The sequence below is a fragment of the Spongiibacter sp. genome (assembly GCF_984394615.1).
Window position 1 is genome coordinate 1 of record NZ_CFHTQA010000008.1, and the last position, 16,951, is coordinate 16,951.

Here is a 16,951-nt window from a genome sequence, read left to right on the forward strand (position 1 = left end):
AATGGGTGTTCGCAGGATTATCTCAAATTCTGGAGGTTGTGCAGACCTTCCCTAAATTTTTCTGATGAGTATGATACTTTTTTCAAAAATGACTTGAATCCCAAGCCACAGAGTCCGCTGTACATGGATTTTAAGTATGAAACTTTATTACTCTCCCACATTTCCTTTTTATAAGGCTTTGTAGGGTGAGGAACACGTACGGCGCAGTGCATGCTCATCTTAGAAGTTTCACTGCCGGTGTATACTGAATAGTTGCGAACGTCCGCTGACTCGATAAATCCCGTGAATGCGCGGGATTTTCCCTGCTTATTGTATTGGTGTCGCTTATCGCTATAGTAGCGCCTATCCTTGTGACCCCCTCGTGCTGTATGCCTGCAGTGCTTGCGGAGCCTCTACGCTACCGTTGACCAAACAGGAGAAGAATTCATGACCCAGGAAGTAGTTGTATTAAGTGCGGCCCGTTCGGGTATCGGGACCTACGGTGGTGGCCTGAGCGGCATTGAGCCCCATGAGCTGGGCGGCCAGATCATGAAAGCGGCGATTGATCGCTCTTCTGTGGACCCGCAACACATCAATTATGTGACCGTCGGTAACTGCATTCCCACTGATTCCCGCTACGCCTACGTGGCGCGTGTTGCTTCCATCCAGGCTGGCCTGCCGATGGACTCGGTGGCGATGGGTGTTAACCGCCTGTGCAGCTCTGGCCTGCAGGCCATTGTGACCACCGCGCAGAACATCATGCTGGGCGACTGTGACTACGGTATCGGCGGCGGCGTGGAAGTCATGTCGCGCAGCGCCTACCTGTCACCCAGCATGCGCAACGGCGCGCGCATGGGCAATGTCGAAATGCTGGACGCAATGACCTCGGCGCTGACCGATCCTTTTGGTGTGGGCCACATGGGCATCACCGCCGAAAACCTCGCCGAGAAGTGGGGCATCAGCCGCGAAGAGCAAGACGCCTTTGCCGCAGAATCCCACCGCCGTGCAGCCGCTGCCATTGAAGCCGGTTACTTCAAAGAGCAGATTGCGCCGGTGACCCTGAAAACCCGCAAGGGCGACGTTATTTTCGATACCGACGAGCACGTTAAGCCGGGCACCACGGCTGAGACGCTGGCTAAACTGCGTCCGGCCTTCAAAAAAGACGGCACCGTTACAGCGGGCAACGCCTCCGGTCTGAATGACGGCGCGGCCTTCATGGTACTGGCCTCGGCGCAAGCGGCTGAGAAAGCGGGCCAAAAACCCATCGCGCGCGTTGTCTCCTACGCGGTAGCGGGCGTACCGAACCACATCATGGGCGAAGGCCCGATCCCGGCCACCATCAAAGCACTGAGCAAGGCGGGCCTGTCTGTGGCAGATATGGACGTGATTGAGTCCAACGAAGCCTTTGCCTCCCAGGCGCTGGCGGTTGCCAAAGGCTTGGAGCTGGATCTCAGCAAAACCAACCCCAACGGCGGCGCTATCGCTCTGGGCCACCCGGTCGGCTGCTCCGGCGCGTTTATCGCCACCAAGGCGATTTACGAACTGCAGCGCACCGGCGGTAAGTACGCGCTGGTCACCATGTGCATTGGCGGCGGTCAGGGTATCGCGGTTATTTTCGAGCGCATGTAAGCGCCTTTGCGGCGGCCACTCGGCCGCCGTGTCCCCCCATTTTTCCTATCGGCCTCTGTCATAACGACCCTTCTCAGTCGTTAATTTTTGTATCGTTGCCTCCCTGTTTTGACGGTGTTACCGAAAACCAAGAAGCTAACAGAATAATTATTTCGCGTTACGTTGCTGGCAACTTGTGTAATCACGTTCCCTACTTGTTCTAACACTTTTGTTATTTATCGTGACATGTTCTGCACGAGTCGCTGCTGATGTCACTTATAAAACCGCCGCTATGTCAATCTAACGGTCGTGGTTGTTCGTAAAACTACGTATGCCAATAGTGGTTACAGGTCAATAACTTGTGCCCCGCCTGAACACAACCAGCCGCCGGCAAATGGCGGCTCGAATAAATCCATAGATTGCGGGCAGGGAGAAGCAAAATAATGAGAAACATGATGGGGACGCCGCGGTTGTTGGCCGCGGCGATATTGGCTGCGCCGATGGTCCAGGCTGCCGAGTCGGGTGCTTATGCATTGGAAGAGGTGGTGGTAACCGCGCAGAAGAAAGCCGAGTCTTTGCAGGATGCGCCTATTTCATTGACGGCCTTTGGTCAGCAGGAGCTGGAGACCAAGGGCATTAACAGCCTGTCGGATATTGGCGCGAATGTGCCGAGCATGAGCATTCAGCCGTTTCCGATTAACAATGCCACACTGCGAATTTTCATTCGCGGTATTGGTATTTCCGATGCGCAGATTACCCAGGACCCGCCGGTCGGCGTGTACATGGACGGGGTGTATATTGCCCGCTCCACCGGCACCGCGCTGGATGTGGCCGACCTGGAGCGCATCGAAATTCTGCGCGGCCCGCAGGGCACGTTGTACGGCCGCAACACGACCGGTGGCGCGGTGAACCTGGTCACACGCAAGCCCAGCACAGAGGCCTTGGAGTTTGAGCAGAAGTTCACAGTAGGCGACCGCAGCCTGTTTACCTCCAAGACCTCGGCCAATATTCCCGTAACCGACACGCTCGCGGCCAAGCTGGCATTCATGACGACACAGCAGGACGGTTTTATTGAGAACACCGGGCCGGGCGGCGACTATGGCGACCGCGAGGTACAGGGTTACCGCCTCGACGTGCGCTGGGATGTCAACGAGACCATGACGCTCGATTATGCCTACGACCGCTCAGAGCTGGATTACTACAACACCAGTTATCAGGCGGTGACCCGGCCGCTGGGTGACAAAGGTCAGGCCGAGCCGATTAAAGAACATGCCAGTGAGCAGACGGTTTACAGCAGTCGCCGTCTGGACAAGATGGCGACCGGCAAGCCACTGGAAGAGTCCAATACAGAGATTACCGGCCACGCGCTGACGTTCACCGCCGGTTTCGATGGCGGCGAATTCAAGTACATTGCGGCCTACCGGGAGTTGAGTGATGCGTCCTACGCCGATATTGGCGGTGGTGCTGGGTCCACGGAGTTTCGTCTGGATACGCACCGCTACAAGGGGCAGGCAACAAACGATGAGTGGACGCCCTTGGTAAAACCGCTGGTTACCCAGCGCCAGCGCTCCCACGAGCTTCAGGTGTCTGGCGATGCCTGGGATTCGCGTCTGGAGTATCTGGTGGGTGCCTATTATTTCAAAGAACGCGCGATCGAAGACAACTCGCCGCTGCACCACCAGTTGAGTGCTGATGCCCGCATTCCGGGGGTGCCATTCCGGGTGCACGTGGTGAACCTGCTGTCGCAGCACTATGAGATTGAAAACGAGGCGATGGCCTTTTTCGGTCAGGCGACCTGGACGCCGAATGTGCTGGAAGATCGCCTGCAGCTGACATTTGGTGCGCGCCATTCCCGCGATAAACGCTCGGCCATTAAAAACCAGACCGACCTGAATATTGCTGAGCTTTACGGTCTGGCCCTCGACTTGCCCTGGGGCACCATCGACCAGAGCGATCCGGGGCGGCAATTCGACGATGTGCAAGCCTCGAAGAAGTTTGACGATAACTCCTTCAGCTTCGTGGCCGAGTACGACCTGACCGACAGTATCAATCTGTACGGCAAGGTCAACGAAGCCTACAAGAGCGGTGGTTTTAATACCCGCGATCCCCAGCGCGATGGCAATCAGGGTCCGGCCAGTGACGGCATCGACTATGGCTTCGGTTTTGTCGACGGCTTTGATGAAGAGAAAGTGCGCTCCATGGAACTGGGTATCAAGAGCGAGCTGATGGATCGCCGACTGCGCATCAACGCCGATATTTTCAAAAGCGTCTACAGCGACATGCAGCTGAACTTCCTGCTGGCCGGCACCGTTGCCGATACCAAAATCACCAATGCGGGCGAGGCGGAAATGCAGGGGCTGGAAGCGGATATCACCTTTATGGCGACCCGCAATCTGTTGCTGATGCTCAACTACGCCTATCTCGATGCCGAAGTCACCAAGGCGCGCGATGTTAACGGCCAGGATGTGAGCGATCAGTTTGTGTTCTTTGCGGCACCGGAGCAGAGCTATACCGCCGTTGCCGACTGGACCATTGTCGATGCCGACTGGGGACGTTTGGGTCTGAACGTCAGCTACAACTACATGGATGAGCGCAACGGCGGCTCACTGGCGTCAAATGTGAAAAACACCCGGCTGGAGGCCTATGGCGTTTGGAATGCCCGCCTGGGCCTGAACGAGATGCCGCTGGCGGGTGGCATGCTGTCCGTCGCGGCCTGGGGTAAAAATCTGCTGGATGAAGAGTACGCGATCAGCGCTATCGACAATCAGCCCCAAGCCGACCGATCTGTGCTGTGGGGGGATCCGCGCAGCTATGGGGTAGACCTGATCTACCGCTACTGATCTGAACTGGGTGTCCTTCACCCTCTTGCCGCCTGCGGGCGGCTTTTTTGTCTTTGCGCTACGGCCTTCTCCTCCATATGCCGTATTCCACTCGGCGGGGTCTTTCCCGCATGTTCTATGCTTGCACCGGCGTTCAACGCTGCGAATACATAATAATGGAGAATAACGATGCACCTGGGTTTCAGTTCCATGAACACGGTCCACGATCCTCGTCCGGCGGATCTGGCGAAAATTCTCGAAGAGGCCGGTTTCGAGTCGCTGTGGTACGGCGAGCACAGCCACATCCCCATGGCGCGTAAAACGCCCTATCCCCCCGGCGGAGAATTGCCCGAGCCCTACAAGGAAATGATGGACCCCTACATCTCGTTGATGGAAGCGGCTGCGGTAACCAGCAAGCTGAAACTGGGTACCGGCATTGCGCTGCTGCTGGAGCGGGAGCTGCTGTCCCAGGCCAAGACCATCGCAACCCTTGACCGTCTGTCTGAGGGGCGCCTGATCATCGGCACCGGGGTGGGCTGGAATGAAGAGGAATTCGAAAACGCGACAAAGCTGCCGTGGAAACGCCGTTATCTCGGTCTGAAAGAAACCGTCGCTGCCACTCGTGCGTTGTTCCGCGACGAGGCGCCGGAATATCACGGTGAGCTGATCGACTTCGATCCGGTGTGGTTCGAGCCGAAGCCCGTGCAGGCCGGTGGTCCCAAGTTCCTGTTCGGAGCAATGGGGCCGCTGGGCACCAAGCACGCCGCCATGTGGGCTGATGGCTGGATGCCGGTCGACGTGGTGATGCCGGATGTGGGCGAGGGCATTGCTGCCTTTCATCAGGCCGTAAAAGACTTCGGCCGTAACCCCGACGACGTGGAAATTACCATGGTCGCGATGGGCGAGATCACGGCCGACTTGCTCAAGCGCTACCGTGATTTGGGTATCCACCGCGTGAACATCGGTGTCGGCATGGAGAACTGGAACAAGCCCGAGATCATCATGCCGATGATCGAACAGTTCTCGAAAATCATCCCCGAGCTCTAGTCAGACTTTTCCGCCGGGCGCGCTCTGCCCCCGGCTTTCGTTTTTTCGCTGGGGCACCGTTGGCAACAGTGGCGACCTGAAGCGCTTCGTGCACTACACTTTGTCCGGACAACTACTCTCTGGGGAGAGGAAACCATGAGTAACCTGGGCCGGGTGTGTGAACAGGATGGTGCGGTTCACGATGGCGGTGACCGCATCGAGATGCTTCTCGATGGCAAGGAGAAAGCACTGGGCGGTTTTTCCGTGCGTCGGGTGCTGCCGAGTGTGCGGCGCAAACTGGTGGGGCCGTGGATCTTCTTCGATCATATGGGGCCGGCGGATTTCCCCGCCGGGCAGGGGGTCGATGTGCGCCCGCACCCGCATATCGGTATTGCGACGGTGACTTATCTGTTTGAGGGCGAGATGCTGCACCGGGATTCACTGGGCAGCGAGCAGCGGATTCGTCCGGGTGATATCAATCTGATGGTTGCGGGCCGGGGTATTGTGCACTCCGAGCGCCAGCGCCCGGAAGTGCTGGCGGCTCCCCAGCGCATGCACGGACTGCAACTCTGGTTGGCGCTGCCCATTGGGCAGGAAGAGATTGATCCGGCGTTCTATCACTACCCCGATGCTGATATCCCCGCTGTTGATGTTGGGGGAGTGGCGGTGCGGGTGATGATGGGCAGCGCCTACGGGGTGACCGCGCCGGTGAAAACCTATGCAGAAACCCTGTACCTGGAAGCGCGGCTTGAGCCCGGTCAATCATTGGTATTGCCCGAGGCGGACGAGCGCGCGGTATACGTGGTGGAGGGGTCACTGACAGTTGGGGATCGTCATCTGCCCCAGCACAGCATGGCGATTCTCCGCCCCGGCGAGCAGTGTGTGGCGGCGGAGGAAGAGAGTCGGCTGGCATTGATCGGTGGCGAGTCCTTCGAGAAACGCTACATCGACTGGAATTTCGTTTCCAGCCGCAAAGCGCGGATTGAGCAGGCCCGCGACGACTGGCGCAACGGGCGCTTTCCCTCTGTACCGGGTGACGATGTCGAGTTTATTCCTCTGCCGGAATAGCCTTCAGTCCAGCGACAGGGGTTCAGGCTGCACCGGCCTGATGTGCAGTTTGTCGCTGCCGGCCATGATGCCTTCGTCCACTTGTTGGCGGAGGCGCTCCAGGTCGCGACGGCGAATGTCGGCGATAATGCGGCTGGCGAGTGCCTCATCGGCGCCCATGCCGATCAGGGTTTGGCGACTGAGCGCCAGTGCCGATTCAAAGCACTCCCGCACGCTGAAGTCGGCGTTCAGGGCTTTCAGCTCGATGGAGTGCAGGCGGTCGTAAGAGCGTACATAAACCCGCGCCTCCGGGTTCTCCTTTTTCACCAGTTCCACAATTTGACTATTGCGTTGCGGGTTGTTGGTGGCGATCACCACGGCCTTCACATTGGCAATGCCCGCCGCCCGTAAAATCTCCCGGCGGCTGCCGTCGCCAAAGTGTACCCGGAAGCCAAAGCGGCGGGCGTCTTCAATGCGGCGGCTGTCATTGTCCAGCGTAACCACTTGCAGACCGTTGGCAAACAGCGGTTGCGAGACCATCTGCCCGAAGCGGCCGAAGCCGATAATCAACACGCTGCCGACGGCGTCGGAGTAATCCTCTTCGGGGTCGCCGCTACGCTGCTGGCGCAGTAACAGCGGCAGCAATTTATCGGTGAGCCCGGCCAGTGCCATGGATACCGAGATGATGCAGATCAGCACCGATGACAGCTCGGCGCCCAGCAGCCCGGTTCCTGCGGCGGCGGCAAACAGTACAAAACCGAATTCACCGTGTTGGGACAGCCCCAGCGCGGTGCGCACCGAGGTATTGTGTTCGCTGCCAAACAATCGCGTGACCGCATACAGGCCCAAGGCTTTCAGCGCCATCGCCAGCGGCGCGGCGGCGACAATAATCAATGCGTTGTCGAGGATGGTCTGAATATCCAGCGACAGACCGACGGCCATAAAGAACAGGCCGAGAAACAGCCCGCGAAAGGGTTCGATATCGGCTTCGATCTCGTGGCGGTAAGAGGACTCTGCCAGCATCACACCGGCGAGAAAGCTGCCCATCGCATAAGACATGCCCGCGACATCCATCAGCAGTGCGGCGGCGATGACAATGCCCAGGGCGGTTGCCGTCATAATTTCCGGCACGCCAGACTTGGACAGCAGGCTGAACATCGGGCTCAGCAAATACCGTCCGGTCAAAATCAGCAGCAGAATGGCAAGCAAGGCAATACCAATATTGGCGGCGCTGTCGGTCAGACTGAGCGAGTCGTTGGCGGGGGCCAGCAGCGCTGCCAGCAGCAACAGCGGTACGATGGCCAAATCCTGAAACAGCAGGATGCTGAAGGCCTTGCGACCGTGCAGGGTATTGCGCTCGCGACGCTCATCCAGCTGCGTCATCACGATGGCGGTGGACGACAGTGCCAGGCCCAGGCCGACAATAATGGCGGCGGTGGGCGCAATCCCGCACAGCGCTGCGGCAACCGCGAGTAGTGCGCCGCAGCCCAGCATTTGTGCGAGGCCAAGTCCGAAAATATCGCCGCGCATTTGCCACAGGGTCTGAGGCTTCAGCTCCAGACCAATAACGAAGAGGAACAGCACTACGCCGAATTCGGAGAAGTGCAGCAGCTCTTCAGGGTGTTCAGAAAAATTGCCCGCATAGGCAAGGTTGACCACAATACCGGCTAACAGATAGCCGAGAATGGTGCCCAGCCCCAGCTTCTTCATCAGCGGGGTAAACAGGCAGGCCGCTGCAATCAGCGACAGGGTTTGCCAGAAGAGCAGTTCGAGGTGGCTAGGTTGGTAGTCGATCACGGGCGCGTCCTGAATGAGGGTGGTGGGCTGGTGGGGGAAACGCAAAGTAAACAGGGTAGAAGTGTAGCCCGAGTACTGCCTCAGGGAGGCCGAATGAAAGCCGCAATTGTAGAAAAATTTGGTGAACTGCCGCACTACGGCGAGTTTGATGTGCCTCAGCCGGGTGATGGTCAGCAACGGGTATGGGTGAAAGCGGCGGCGCTGTCGCAACTGGTGCGCGCCCAGGCGGCGGGTCGTCACTACAGCAGTGCACAGCCGCCACTGGTGCCGGGGGCGGATGGTGTCGGTGTGCTGGACAATGGCCAGCGGGTGTACTTCGCCTTTCCAGCGCCGCCGTTTGGCAGCATGGCAGAACAGGTAGTGGTGGACAGCGGCAATATCGTGGCCTTGCCGGACCACCTCGATGACATCACCGCAGCGGCGATGGCGAATCCCGCCATGTCCTCCTGGGCGGCGCTGGTGGAACGGCTGAATTTTCAGCCCGGACAGCGGGTACTGGTCAACGGTGCCAATGGTGCCTCGGGAAGGCTGGCGGTTCAGATTGCCCGCCATCTCGGCGCCGCACACATTGTGGCAACCGCGCGCTCACGCTCGGCGGAATCCGAACTGAAAGCGCTGGGCGCCGATACCTTCATCAATCTGGAACACCCCCACGACGAATTAACCGCCGCGTTCCAAGCGGTGCTCGCGGAAGGCATGGATGCCGTACTGGACTACGTTTGGGGACCATCGATGGAAGCGCTGCTGGCGGCACTGCCGAAAGCCCGTGGGCGCGCGGCAGCGCCGCCGGTGCGAATCGTGAATATGGGCTCTCTGGCGGGGGAGCAGATTAGCCTCAAGGCGTCGATGCTGCGCAGTGCAGACCTGCAGATGATGGGCAGTGGCCTCGGCAGTGTTTCCCAAGCGGGTCTGCTGCGCAGTATCGCGGCCGCCTTTGCCTCCGCAGAAACGGCTGGACTGAAGATTGCAACCCAGGTTTTGCCTCTGGCTGAGGTTGCGCAAGCCTGGCGGATAATCGGGCGCGAACGCGTGGTGTTGCGACCCTGACAGCGGCAGCGTATCCCCAATATAGGGGTTTCTTGGTGTTATAGCGCTGCTATGATGATTTTTTACCCTCCATAAAGGACCCTGCCATGACCCGCCTTGAGGACAAGCTGCTTAAGGGACTGACCCTCCTGGCTTTCGCTTTCATTTCGGCCTGTGCCAGCTTCTCGCCGTATACCACCGCCGCTAATCAGGGCGATCTCAATTTTATCGACAGCTATCTTGCCGAGGGTGGCGAGGTGGATCAGCGCGACGGTTTCGGCAATACCGCGCTGTATCAGGCGGCCAAGACCGGGCAGCTTGCCGTGCTTGAGCGCTTATTGGAGGCGGGTGCCGATCCGGGGCTGAAGGTCGGTGAGCAGGGGGATACGGCATTATTGGCCGCGGCGGCTTCCACGGTGGATGGCGACAAGATGGTTGCCGCCCTGCTGCATGCGGGTGCGAATGCCGAACAGAGCGACATTTCCGGGGTCACGCCGCTGTGGTCAGCGGTGGAGGCGAACAACCTCGATGCTGCTCGCCTGTTGATCGATGCTGGTGCGAACCCCAATGAGATGGTGCACGGCTATACCCCGCTGATGCTGGCGGCGCATAACAAGTACAGCGATATGGTGAAATTGCTGCTGGTGCGCGGAGCGGATGTAGATGTGCTGAGCGATGGCGTAGAGGTGGGCTACAACGCGCTGTACTTTGCCGTTGAGCTGCGTCACTGGGAGCAGAAGAGTGGCTGGCAGAGTGCCACGCCGCTGGGTCGTGTCAGCAAATACTACGATGGCAGCAATGGCGCAAATGCCATTTTCCTGCTCGACCAGCAGCAGAAGGTGGTGGATATACTGCTGGCGGCGGGCTCTGACCCCGACGCGACTCGGGGCGAGTGGACGGCACTGACCCGTGCGGCGCGGCAGGGCGCTGATGCCTCGGTGGTTGAGGCGCTGCTGTTGGCCGGGGCCAATCCGAATTTGAAGTCGCGGGAAGATTATTCGCCGCTGTATCTGGCAGCGGGCTGGAATCGCGCGGCGCAGGTCGATGTCTTGCTGGCCTTGGGCGCGGATGTGGATCTGGGCAATGACAACGACAATGAGACCGCGATTTACAATGCGGCGAACAACGGCCACCTGGAGCCGGTAAAAAGCCTGCTGGCGGCAGGTGCCGATGTGAATATCGCTGATGGCAAGGGCTTCACCGCGTTGTACCTAGCCAGCTATGACGGCTATACCGAGGTGGTGCAGTACCTGATTGCGGCGGGCGCCAACATGGATACCCGCAGTGGCAAAGGGGGCTGGAGCCCGCTGCATACGGCGGCGGATAAGGGCAAAGAGGGCGTGGTTCGAGAGCTGATAGCCGCCGGCGCTGATGTCAATTTCCGCAGCAGCGGGGATTACACCGCCATGTATTACGCCGCAAAATCTGGCAAGAAGGCCGCTGAAGATATCGTTAAAATGCTGGCGGTGGCCGGTGGCGATGTGAACGCGCGCTGCAACGGCTACTATCCCCTGCACATGGCGGCCGATAACGGTTACTACGACGTTGTTAAAACACTGCTGCAATACGGTGCCAATCCCAATCTGCGTGACAAGGACGACGATTCGGCGCTGGATATCGCCATGCGTCACGGCTACCAAAAAACCACCAACTACATACAGCAGTACGGCGGGCAGACCAATTCCTACAGCAAGTCCTCCGGCGGCGGCGACATGTTCGGCAAGATTTTCGCTACCGTTGCCATTGGGGCTATCGCGGGCAGTGCCGATATTCCAATAGAAAACTCTCTCGATATTATGGGCGCCGCCGTGGGAGACATCTGGGTGGACGATGGTCAGGGCAGCCGCCTGGCGACCATGCAACAGCAAATGGCGCAGGGCACCTACCAGATCAAAGATCCGGCGCTGCGCAGCCTGGCGGAAACCCGCCTGCAACTGGAAAAACAGAACCGCGACATTCAGCAGCAGGTCGCGGCCTATAACGCCGAGCAGAAGCGCCGCCAGGAAGAGCACCGACTGGCGATGGCTCAACGGCAGGCGGAATATGCCGAGCAGAAAGCGGCCTACGAACAGCGCCAGCGCGAAGCCGCTATTGCCCGGCAGGAAGCGGCTCGCGCTGCGGAGCAGGCCCGACGCGACGCGGAAATTGAGCGCCAGAAACAGCGTGCCGAGGAGCAGGCGCGCCGTCAGCAGGAAGCCGATGACGCCCGCGAGCGGGAGCTGGCAAGACGTGCCGCCGAAGCCGCAAAACCCAAGCCCCTCAGTGGCAGTATTCGCAGCGGCCGAATGAATGAGGGTGAAGGCGCGGATTGCGACTGTGAAGGCACGCTGACCATGCAGAGCTTCAGTGTGGGTAGCTGCCAGGTGTCCTCGCTGGTTGTGGCCTATGAGGTCAGCCATTTCTTTGGTGAGCCCACCGTTAACGGGAAGTATAAATGGCAGACCAGTGGCGCCGATGATGATTGTCTGCCCAGCGACTTTAATCTCTGGCTGAAAATCCAGAACGGCGATGCCTACGGCTACATCGAAATCGATCCGGCCATTCCGCGTGCGGGTGCGGTGTCCTATTCGGGGACATCGGGCAGCCCCAACTGGGACAGCTTTATCTGCGGTTATCAAGGGGGTAAAGCGACAGCCTGTTTCGATGCAGCCAGCGCGAAAACGCTCTATAAACACGGGCGCATCGTCGGCGTGGAGGCATCACACCAGTGAGTGGCGATCCGATACCGTACGCACCGAGGCGCTGCCAGTTTCTGGATATCTGGGAGCTTGGCGACTGGCAGCTAAAGGTCTATGGCATTGTCTATGACGACGCGCCACTGTCCCCCGAGCTGGTCGCGGCGGCCCGGCAGTTGGCTGAGGAGCGGCTGGCCCTGTCCGCCGAGCAGACGGGCCACTACAAGGTGGGGTTTGTGGGTATTCATCAGGGAAAAACATCCCACTTTGTTTTCGTGGATTGGTGGGCGGACAGCAACGAATTGCATCACCATGTGTATGTTGCGCCTCTCGATGCGCCGACGGCGTTCAGCTACACCAGCCCATCAGGCTTGATTGCCTGTGTGTGGGATTTGGAATTGATGGCGTTTGAGCGAAAGGCCTGGGTGCACACCGCGATGTCGCCGCAGGGCGATATCGCGGCGTATCTCAATCGTCACTTTAACGGTGATCTGTAGGGCAGGGCTCAGTGGTCATCCGCTGAGGCCGAAAACTCTTCATCCATACGCATAAACATATAGACGCCCATCCGGTTTTCCTCGTCGGAGAAATTGTCGGTAATGCGCCTAATCACCTCACAGGCGCTGGCGATCATGGTTTTGCAGTGCTGTTTACCCGCAGGGGTCATGGTGACCAGTTTTTCGCGACCGGAGTTCGGGTCTTCGGTCAGCTCGATATAGTGCAGGGGCTCTTTCGCGAGTGCGCGCAGCGCCTTGGAGACACTGCTGCTGGTGATGTCGTACCAGTTGGTCATCAGCCGCACAATGTCCTTGCGGCTGATCGACGTTTCACCACTGCGCTGCATCTCTGAGCGCAGTATCCACATGATGACGGTCTGGTGGCGATCCAGTTGCCCGCAGCTCATCAATCCGGCTTCTATCTTCATGCCAATAGAGAAGTGGATGGGATAGAAATAATCCAAAAACATCTCTGGAGCATTGGCGCTGGTGGCCGGTACATCCTCGAATTTTTGCCATTCCTTGTCCAATTTTATCTCCAACGCACTGATTTTAAGCGCATTTTTAACCTGGAAACTGTTTTTGTCAAGAATAATGTCTTTGTGATGACTGTTGTATTTTATTAATAGTGTCGAGTTGACACTGTTTCTAAAAGAAAATAATATCGCCTCAACAATAACAAACAGAGACGGTATTTCTGGTGGATGCTTCATCGCTTCATGCTGCGTATACAGGCCTGAAAAAGGGCGTGGCCAAAACGCCATACCCGACGGCGGCCCTGCGTCGTGACCGGCTGCGGCGGCTCAAACAATTGCTGGTGGAGAACGAGCAGGCGTTCTGTGATGCCCTGTCGGCAGACTTCGGTTATCGCTCGGCGGATCAGTCCCGCTTCGCGGATATCACCACCACGATCAAATCGGCGAATCACGCGCTGGATAATCTCGGCTTCTGGATGCAGCCCCAGCGCCGCGTGGCGGACCTCAGCCTGCGCCTCGGCGGCGCTCGATGCCGCGTGCACTATCAGCCCAAGGGTGTGATCGGCATTGTCAGTCCCTGGAATTTTCCGGTGAATCTGGCGCTGTCGCCCTTGGTAAGTGCGCTGGCGGCAGGCAATACGGCCTATATCAAACCCTCAGAGCTGGCGCCGCGCTGTGCAGAGGTATTGGCTGAAGGCGTTCGCCAGCACTTCTCGCCCGACGAGGTGAACGTGGCCTGCGGCGATGCCGACGTGGCCCGCGCGTTTGTGAACCTGCCTTTCGATCACCTGATTTATACCGGTGGCGAACGCATCGCCAAATCGATCATGCGCGATGCCGCCGACAAACTGACGCCGCTGACGCTGGAGTTGGGTGGCAAGTCGCCGGTTGTCGTGGGTCGAGGCAGCAATTTGCCGCGACTCGCCCAGCGCCTGATGTTCGGCAAGTTCTTCAACGCTGGTCAGGTGTGTATTGCCCCGGACTATTTGATGATTCAGCCGGAGCAACTGCCCGTCTTGCTGGATGCCCTGCGACAGGCGCTGGCAGAGATGGATCGCGCAGCCGGTGCCGACGCCGTGCAGGTAATCAGCGATGCGCACCGGGCGCGCCTCAAGCAGCTTTGCGACGACGCCGAGCAATACGGTGCGACGCTGCACCGCCTGAAACTGGACGGCTCGCCTTACGAGCTCACCGTGGTGGTCGATCCGGGTGAAGATGCCCTGATCCAGCGCGAAGAAATCTTCGGGCCGGTGTTGCTGGTCAACACCCACGCCGACTTCGCCGAGATGCTCGATGAGCTGCAACACCGCGACTCACCGCTGGTGTCTTACTACTTTGGCAGTGCCGACCAGGAATTTGCCCAGCTACGCCAGCACAGCCGCTCCGGCGCGCTGGTGAAAAACGATGTGGTGTTTCAGTACGCCAACGACGACCTGCCCTTTGGCGGTATTGGCAGCTCCGGCATGGGGCGCTACCGGGGCATTGATGGTTTCCGCGAATTTTCCCACGCCCGTGCCGAGTTCCACGCACCGCGTATCGACCTGGCTGCAATGGTGACGCCACCGTTTTCAAGCCTGTTCTCAACTGTTAACAAAATGATGAGGTGGCTATGAGCGCTATCACCGCAGCGCCGCAGAACGCGGCGAGTATTCTCGACACTATGCTGTCGCCGGAATGTATCCAGAATCCCTATCCGGTGTACAAACAACTTCGTGAGCTGGGACTGGTTTACGGGCTGCGCGACTTCCCGCCCGGCACGGTACCCGGTGTCGACACGCCGTTTCCCGCCTGGGTCGTGACGCGTTACGAAGACGTTGATTTCGTGCTGAAGAACGCCGATCTGTTTTCCTCGGAAGACCCGATGCAGGCCAATTCCAGCGCCCCGAGTCTGATGCTGGTCAACCACGACCGGCCGCGCCACACCGCGTTGCGCAATCTTGCCAAAGCAGCTTTTACCCCCAAGCGAATTCACGACGATATCGTCGATCGCCTGCGCGCCGACGTGCAGAAAATTGTGCAGGACTGTCAGGGCGAAACCGTCGATTTTATGGAGTGTGTCGCCGGAGTCATTCCCGCGCTGGTGATGACCTACCTGTTCGGTCTGCCGCGTGAGGATTATAAAAAGCTGGTCAACTGGGCCAATGCCTTCATGGTGTCGTCGGACTTTACCCCCGAGCAGCGACTGGCCTGCAACGAAGCGCTGTTCCACTACTTTGTGGACAAGGTCGAGCTGCGCCACCAGGCCATTAACAACGGCGAGTCAGTGCCCGATGATCTGATGTCGGCGTTCATTCGCGCCGAGTGTGATGGCGACGTACTGACCAAGGACGAAGTCGTCCTGTTCTGTATCACCCTGGTGGTGGCGGGTGCAGAAACCACCACCTATTTCCTCGGCAACCTGATGGGCGTGCTACTGGAAGATGCCGAGTGGTTTGACCGCCTGAAAGAAGACCGCACGCTGATTCGCCCGTTTATGGAAGAGTGTCTGCGTCGCGACGGGCCGCCACAGCGCCTGTTCCGCGTGGTGAAGCAGGACTGCGAAATCAACGGCCAGCCGATCAAGGCCGGCGACTGGATTGCTTTCTTCATGGCGGCAGCCAATCACGACGAAAGCATGTTCCCCGAGCCGGAAAAATTCATTATCAACCGCTCGAATATCTCCCGCCACCTTACCTTTGGCCGCGGAATCCATCACTGTCTGGGCGCACCGCTGGCGCGAGTGGAAGCCGAGATCATGCTCAACACCCTGTTGGATAGCTGCGCGGGTCTGGATGGCTCGCTCAGCGAGTCGCGCCGTCAATCCGGTGGCCTGCTGGCCTACGGCTTTGCCTCGCTGCCGGTACGCTTGCTGGCGGAGGGCCAGGCATGAGTGACTGGCAGAATTTTTCCCTGCAGAAAGACGGCGGCCTTTACCGCCTGACGCTGCACACGCAGTGCAAGGGAAATGCCTACAACCGCTTGTTCTGGCAGGAGCTGGACAGTCTGCTGGCGGATTTGAAGCACGACAGCGCCTGTCGGGTACTGCTGATTGATGCTGAAGGTCGACACTTTGGCGCCGGCATGAACGTGGATTATCTGGCCGAGCTGAATGTCAGCAAGGGCGATGATCCGGCCCGTTACAACCACTGGATTCGCGAAAAAGTGCTGTATCTGCAGGCGGTGATCAGCCGCCTGGAAGCACTGCCCATGCCGGTAATTGCCGCGGCGCGCGGCGCCTGCATTGGCGGATCGCTGGCCATCTTTGCGGCCTGCGATCTGCGATTGGCTGACAGCAGTGCCTTCTTTTCTATTCACGAAACTCAGATCGGCATCATGTGCGATCTCGGCACCATCCAGCGCTTGGCCTGCCTCTGTGGCGAGTCGGTGGCCACGCGAATGTCGCTGACCGGCGCGCGTATCGACACTGAAGAAGCCCTGCGCGTGCAGTTGCTGAGTGCGCCGGTCGCCGCGCCGGAAGCCCTCGACGCTGAGGCCCGGCAGTTGGCTGAGAACCTGATGGCACTGTCGCCGCTGGCCCTGAGTGGGGTGAAGCGCACGCTGATTGAGGGGCGCGATATGAGCTTTTCGGCGTCGCTGTCGATGTCGGCTAGCTGGAACGGCGGCATGTATACCAGCCCGGAAATCCGCGAAGCCATCGCCGCCCAGCGTGAGCGCAAGGCGATGGACTACCGCCCGCTGTATGGGGAGGTCGCGCAATGAGAGTGCTTGTTACCGATCGCCAGCAGCAGTCTGCCGAATATCTGGTGGAGGACTTCCAGGAGTTGTTCGACGAGTTGTCGTCGCAGATGAAGATCGACGCCCTGTGTGGCGGCTGCTGTTCCTGCGCGACCTGCCACGTGTATCTCGACGAGCCCGAGGTCGCTGTTCCGGCAGAAGACCAGGAAAAGGAGGTGTTGGAGGGACTGATTCACCACCGCGATAACAGTCGGCTGCTCTGCCAGTTGGAAGCCAGCCAGGACATCACCGAACTGAAAATTCAGATCGCCCCCGCAGAATAAGGA

General features: G+C 59.0%; 13 protein-coding genes. 11 read left to right on the forward strand and 2 right to left on the reverse strand.

Annotation, left to right across the window (positions count from 1 at the left end; translation table 11 throughout):
- Positions 1-426: 426 nt before the first annotated feature.
- From AC5DB9_RS04810 to AC5DB9_RS04825, 4 genes are all read left to right on the forward strand, one after another.
- Positions 427-1,608 (forward strand): acetyl-CoA C-acyltransferase family protein, encoded by a 1,182-nt coding sequence (locus AC5DB9_RS04810; protein WP_272991005.1) that lies wholly within the window; start codon positions 427-429, stop codon positions 1,606-1,608.
- Positions 1,609-2,030: 422 nt separating this feature from the next.
- The gene (locus tag AC5DB9_RS04815) at positions 2,031-4,427 is read left to right on the forward strand and encodes a TonB-dependent receptor (protein ID WP_272991003.1); all 2,397 of its coding nucleotides are present in this window, start codon (positions 2,031-2,033) and stop codon (positions 4,425-4,427) included.
- Between the two features lie 168 nt (positions 4,428-4,595).
- On the forward strand, positions 4,596-5,453 hold the full coding sequence (locus tag AC5DB9_RS04820; protein WP_273035201.1) for a TIGR03619 family F420-dependent LLM class oxidoreductase: 858 nt from the start codon (positions 4,596-4,598) through the stop codon (positions 5,451-5,453).
- A gap of 135 nt (positions 5,454-5,588) precedes the next feature.
- A complete protein-coding gene (locus tag AC5DB9_RS04825; RefSeq protein WP_272990999.1) occupies positions 5,589-6,500 on the forward strand; it encodes a pirin family protein in 912 nt (303 codons plus the stop codon).
- A 3-nt stretch (positions 6,501-6,503) separates the two neighbouring features.
- On the opposite strand, the gene AC5DB9_RS04830 is transcribed toward AC5DB9_RS04825, so the two are convergent.
- Positions 6,504-8,276 (reverse strand): monovalent cation:proton antiporter-2 (CPA2) family protein, encoded by a 1,773-nt coding sequence (locus AC5DB9_RS04830; RefSeq protein ID WP_272990997.1) that lies wholly within the window; start codon positions 8,274-8,276, stop codon positions 6,504-6,506.
- A gap of 93 nt (positions 8,277-8,369) precedes the next feature.
- Between AC5DB9_RS04830 and AC5DB9_RS04835 the strand changes: the two genes are divergently transcribed.
- The 3 genes from AC5DB9_RS04835 to AC5DB9_RS04845 all read left to right on the forward strand — a co-directional run bounded on the left by AC5DB9_RS04835 (position 8,370) and on the right by AC5DB9_RS04845 (position 12,474).
- Positions 8,370-9,323: a quinone oxidoreductase family protein gene (locus tag AC5DB9_RS04835; RefSeq protein ID WP_272990996.1), complete on the forward strand. Its 954-nt coding sequence runs from the start codon at positions 8,370-8,372 to the stop codon at positions 9,321-9,323.
- Positions 9,324-9,409: 86 nt separating this feature from the next.
- Positions 9,410-12,013, forward strand: a complete 2,604-nt coding sequence (locus tag AC5DB9_RS04840) for an ankyrin repeat domain-containing protein (RefSeq protein WP_272990994.1) — start codon at positions 9,410-9,412, stop codon at positions 12,011-12,013.
- Entirely contained in the window at positions 12,010-12,474 is a 465-nt protein-coding gene (locus AC5DB9_RS04845) for a hypothetical protein (RefSeq protein WP_272990992.1), read from the forward strand. Before AC5DB9_RS04840 ends, AC5DB9_RS04845 begins: the two co-directional genes overlap by 4 nt.
- 8 nt (positions 12,475-12,482) lie before the next feature.
- On the opposite strand, the gene AC5DB9_RS04850 is transcribed toward AC5DB9_RS04845, so the two are convergent.
- Positions 12,483-13,004, reverse strand: a complete 522-nt coding sequence (locus AC5DB9_RS04850) for a MarR family winged helix-turn-helix transcriptional regulator (RefSeq protein WP_022958945.1) — start codon at positions 13,002-13,004, stop codon at positions 12,483-12,485.
- Positions 13,005-13,222: 218 nt separating this feature from the next.
- Here AC5DB9_RS04850 and AC5DB9_RS04855 point away from each other — a divergent pair, with 218 nt between their 5' ends.
- Genes AC5DB9_RS04855 through AC5DB9_RS04870 form a run of 4 tightly spaced genes read left to right on the forward strand, consistent with a single transcriptional unit; the run spans position 13,223 to position 16,948 of the window.
- Entirely contained in the window at positions 13,223-14,563 is a 1,341-nt protein-coding gene (locus tag AC5DB9_RS04855; RefSeq protein ID WP_272990988.1) for an aldehyde dehydrogenase family protein, read from the forward strand.
- Entirely contained in the window at positions 14,560-15,819 is a 1,260-nt protein-coding gene (locus AC5DB9_RS04860) for a cytochrome P450 (RefSeq protein ID WP_272990986.1), read from the forward strand. The genes AC5DB9_RS04855 and AC5DB9_RS04860 overlap by 4 nt, the downstream gene beginning before the upstream one ends.
- Positions 15,816-16,649 (forward strand): enoyl-CoA hydratase-related protein, encoded by an 834-nt coding sequence (locus AC5DB9_RS04865; RefSeq protein ID WP_272990982.1) that lies wholly within the window; start codon positions 15,816-15,818, stop codon positions 16,647-16,649. The genes AC5DB9_RS04860 and AC5DB9_RS04865 overlap by 4 nt, the downstream gene beginning before the upstream one ends.
- A complete protein-coding gene (locus AC5DB9_RS04870; protein ID WP_022958949.1) occupies positions 16,646-16,948 on the forward strand; it encodes a 2Fe-2S iron-sulfur cluster-binding protein in 303 nt (100 codons plus the stop codon). The genes AC5DB9_RS04865 and AC5DB9_RS04870 overlap by 4 nt, the downstream gene beginning before the upstream one ends.
- The last annotated feature ends 3 nt before the right edge of the window (positions 16,949-16,951 follow it).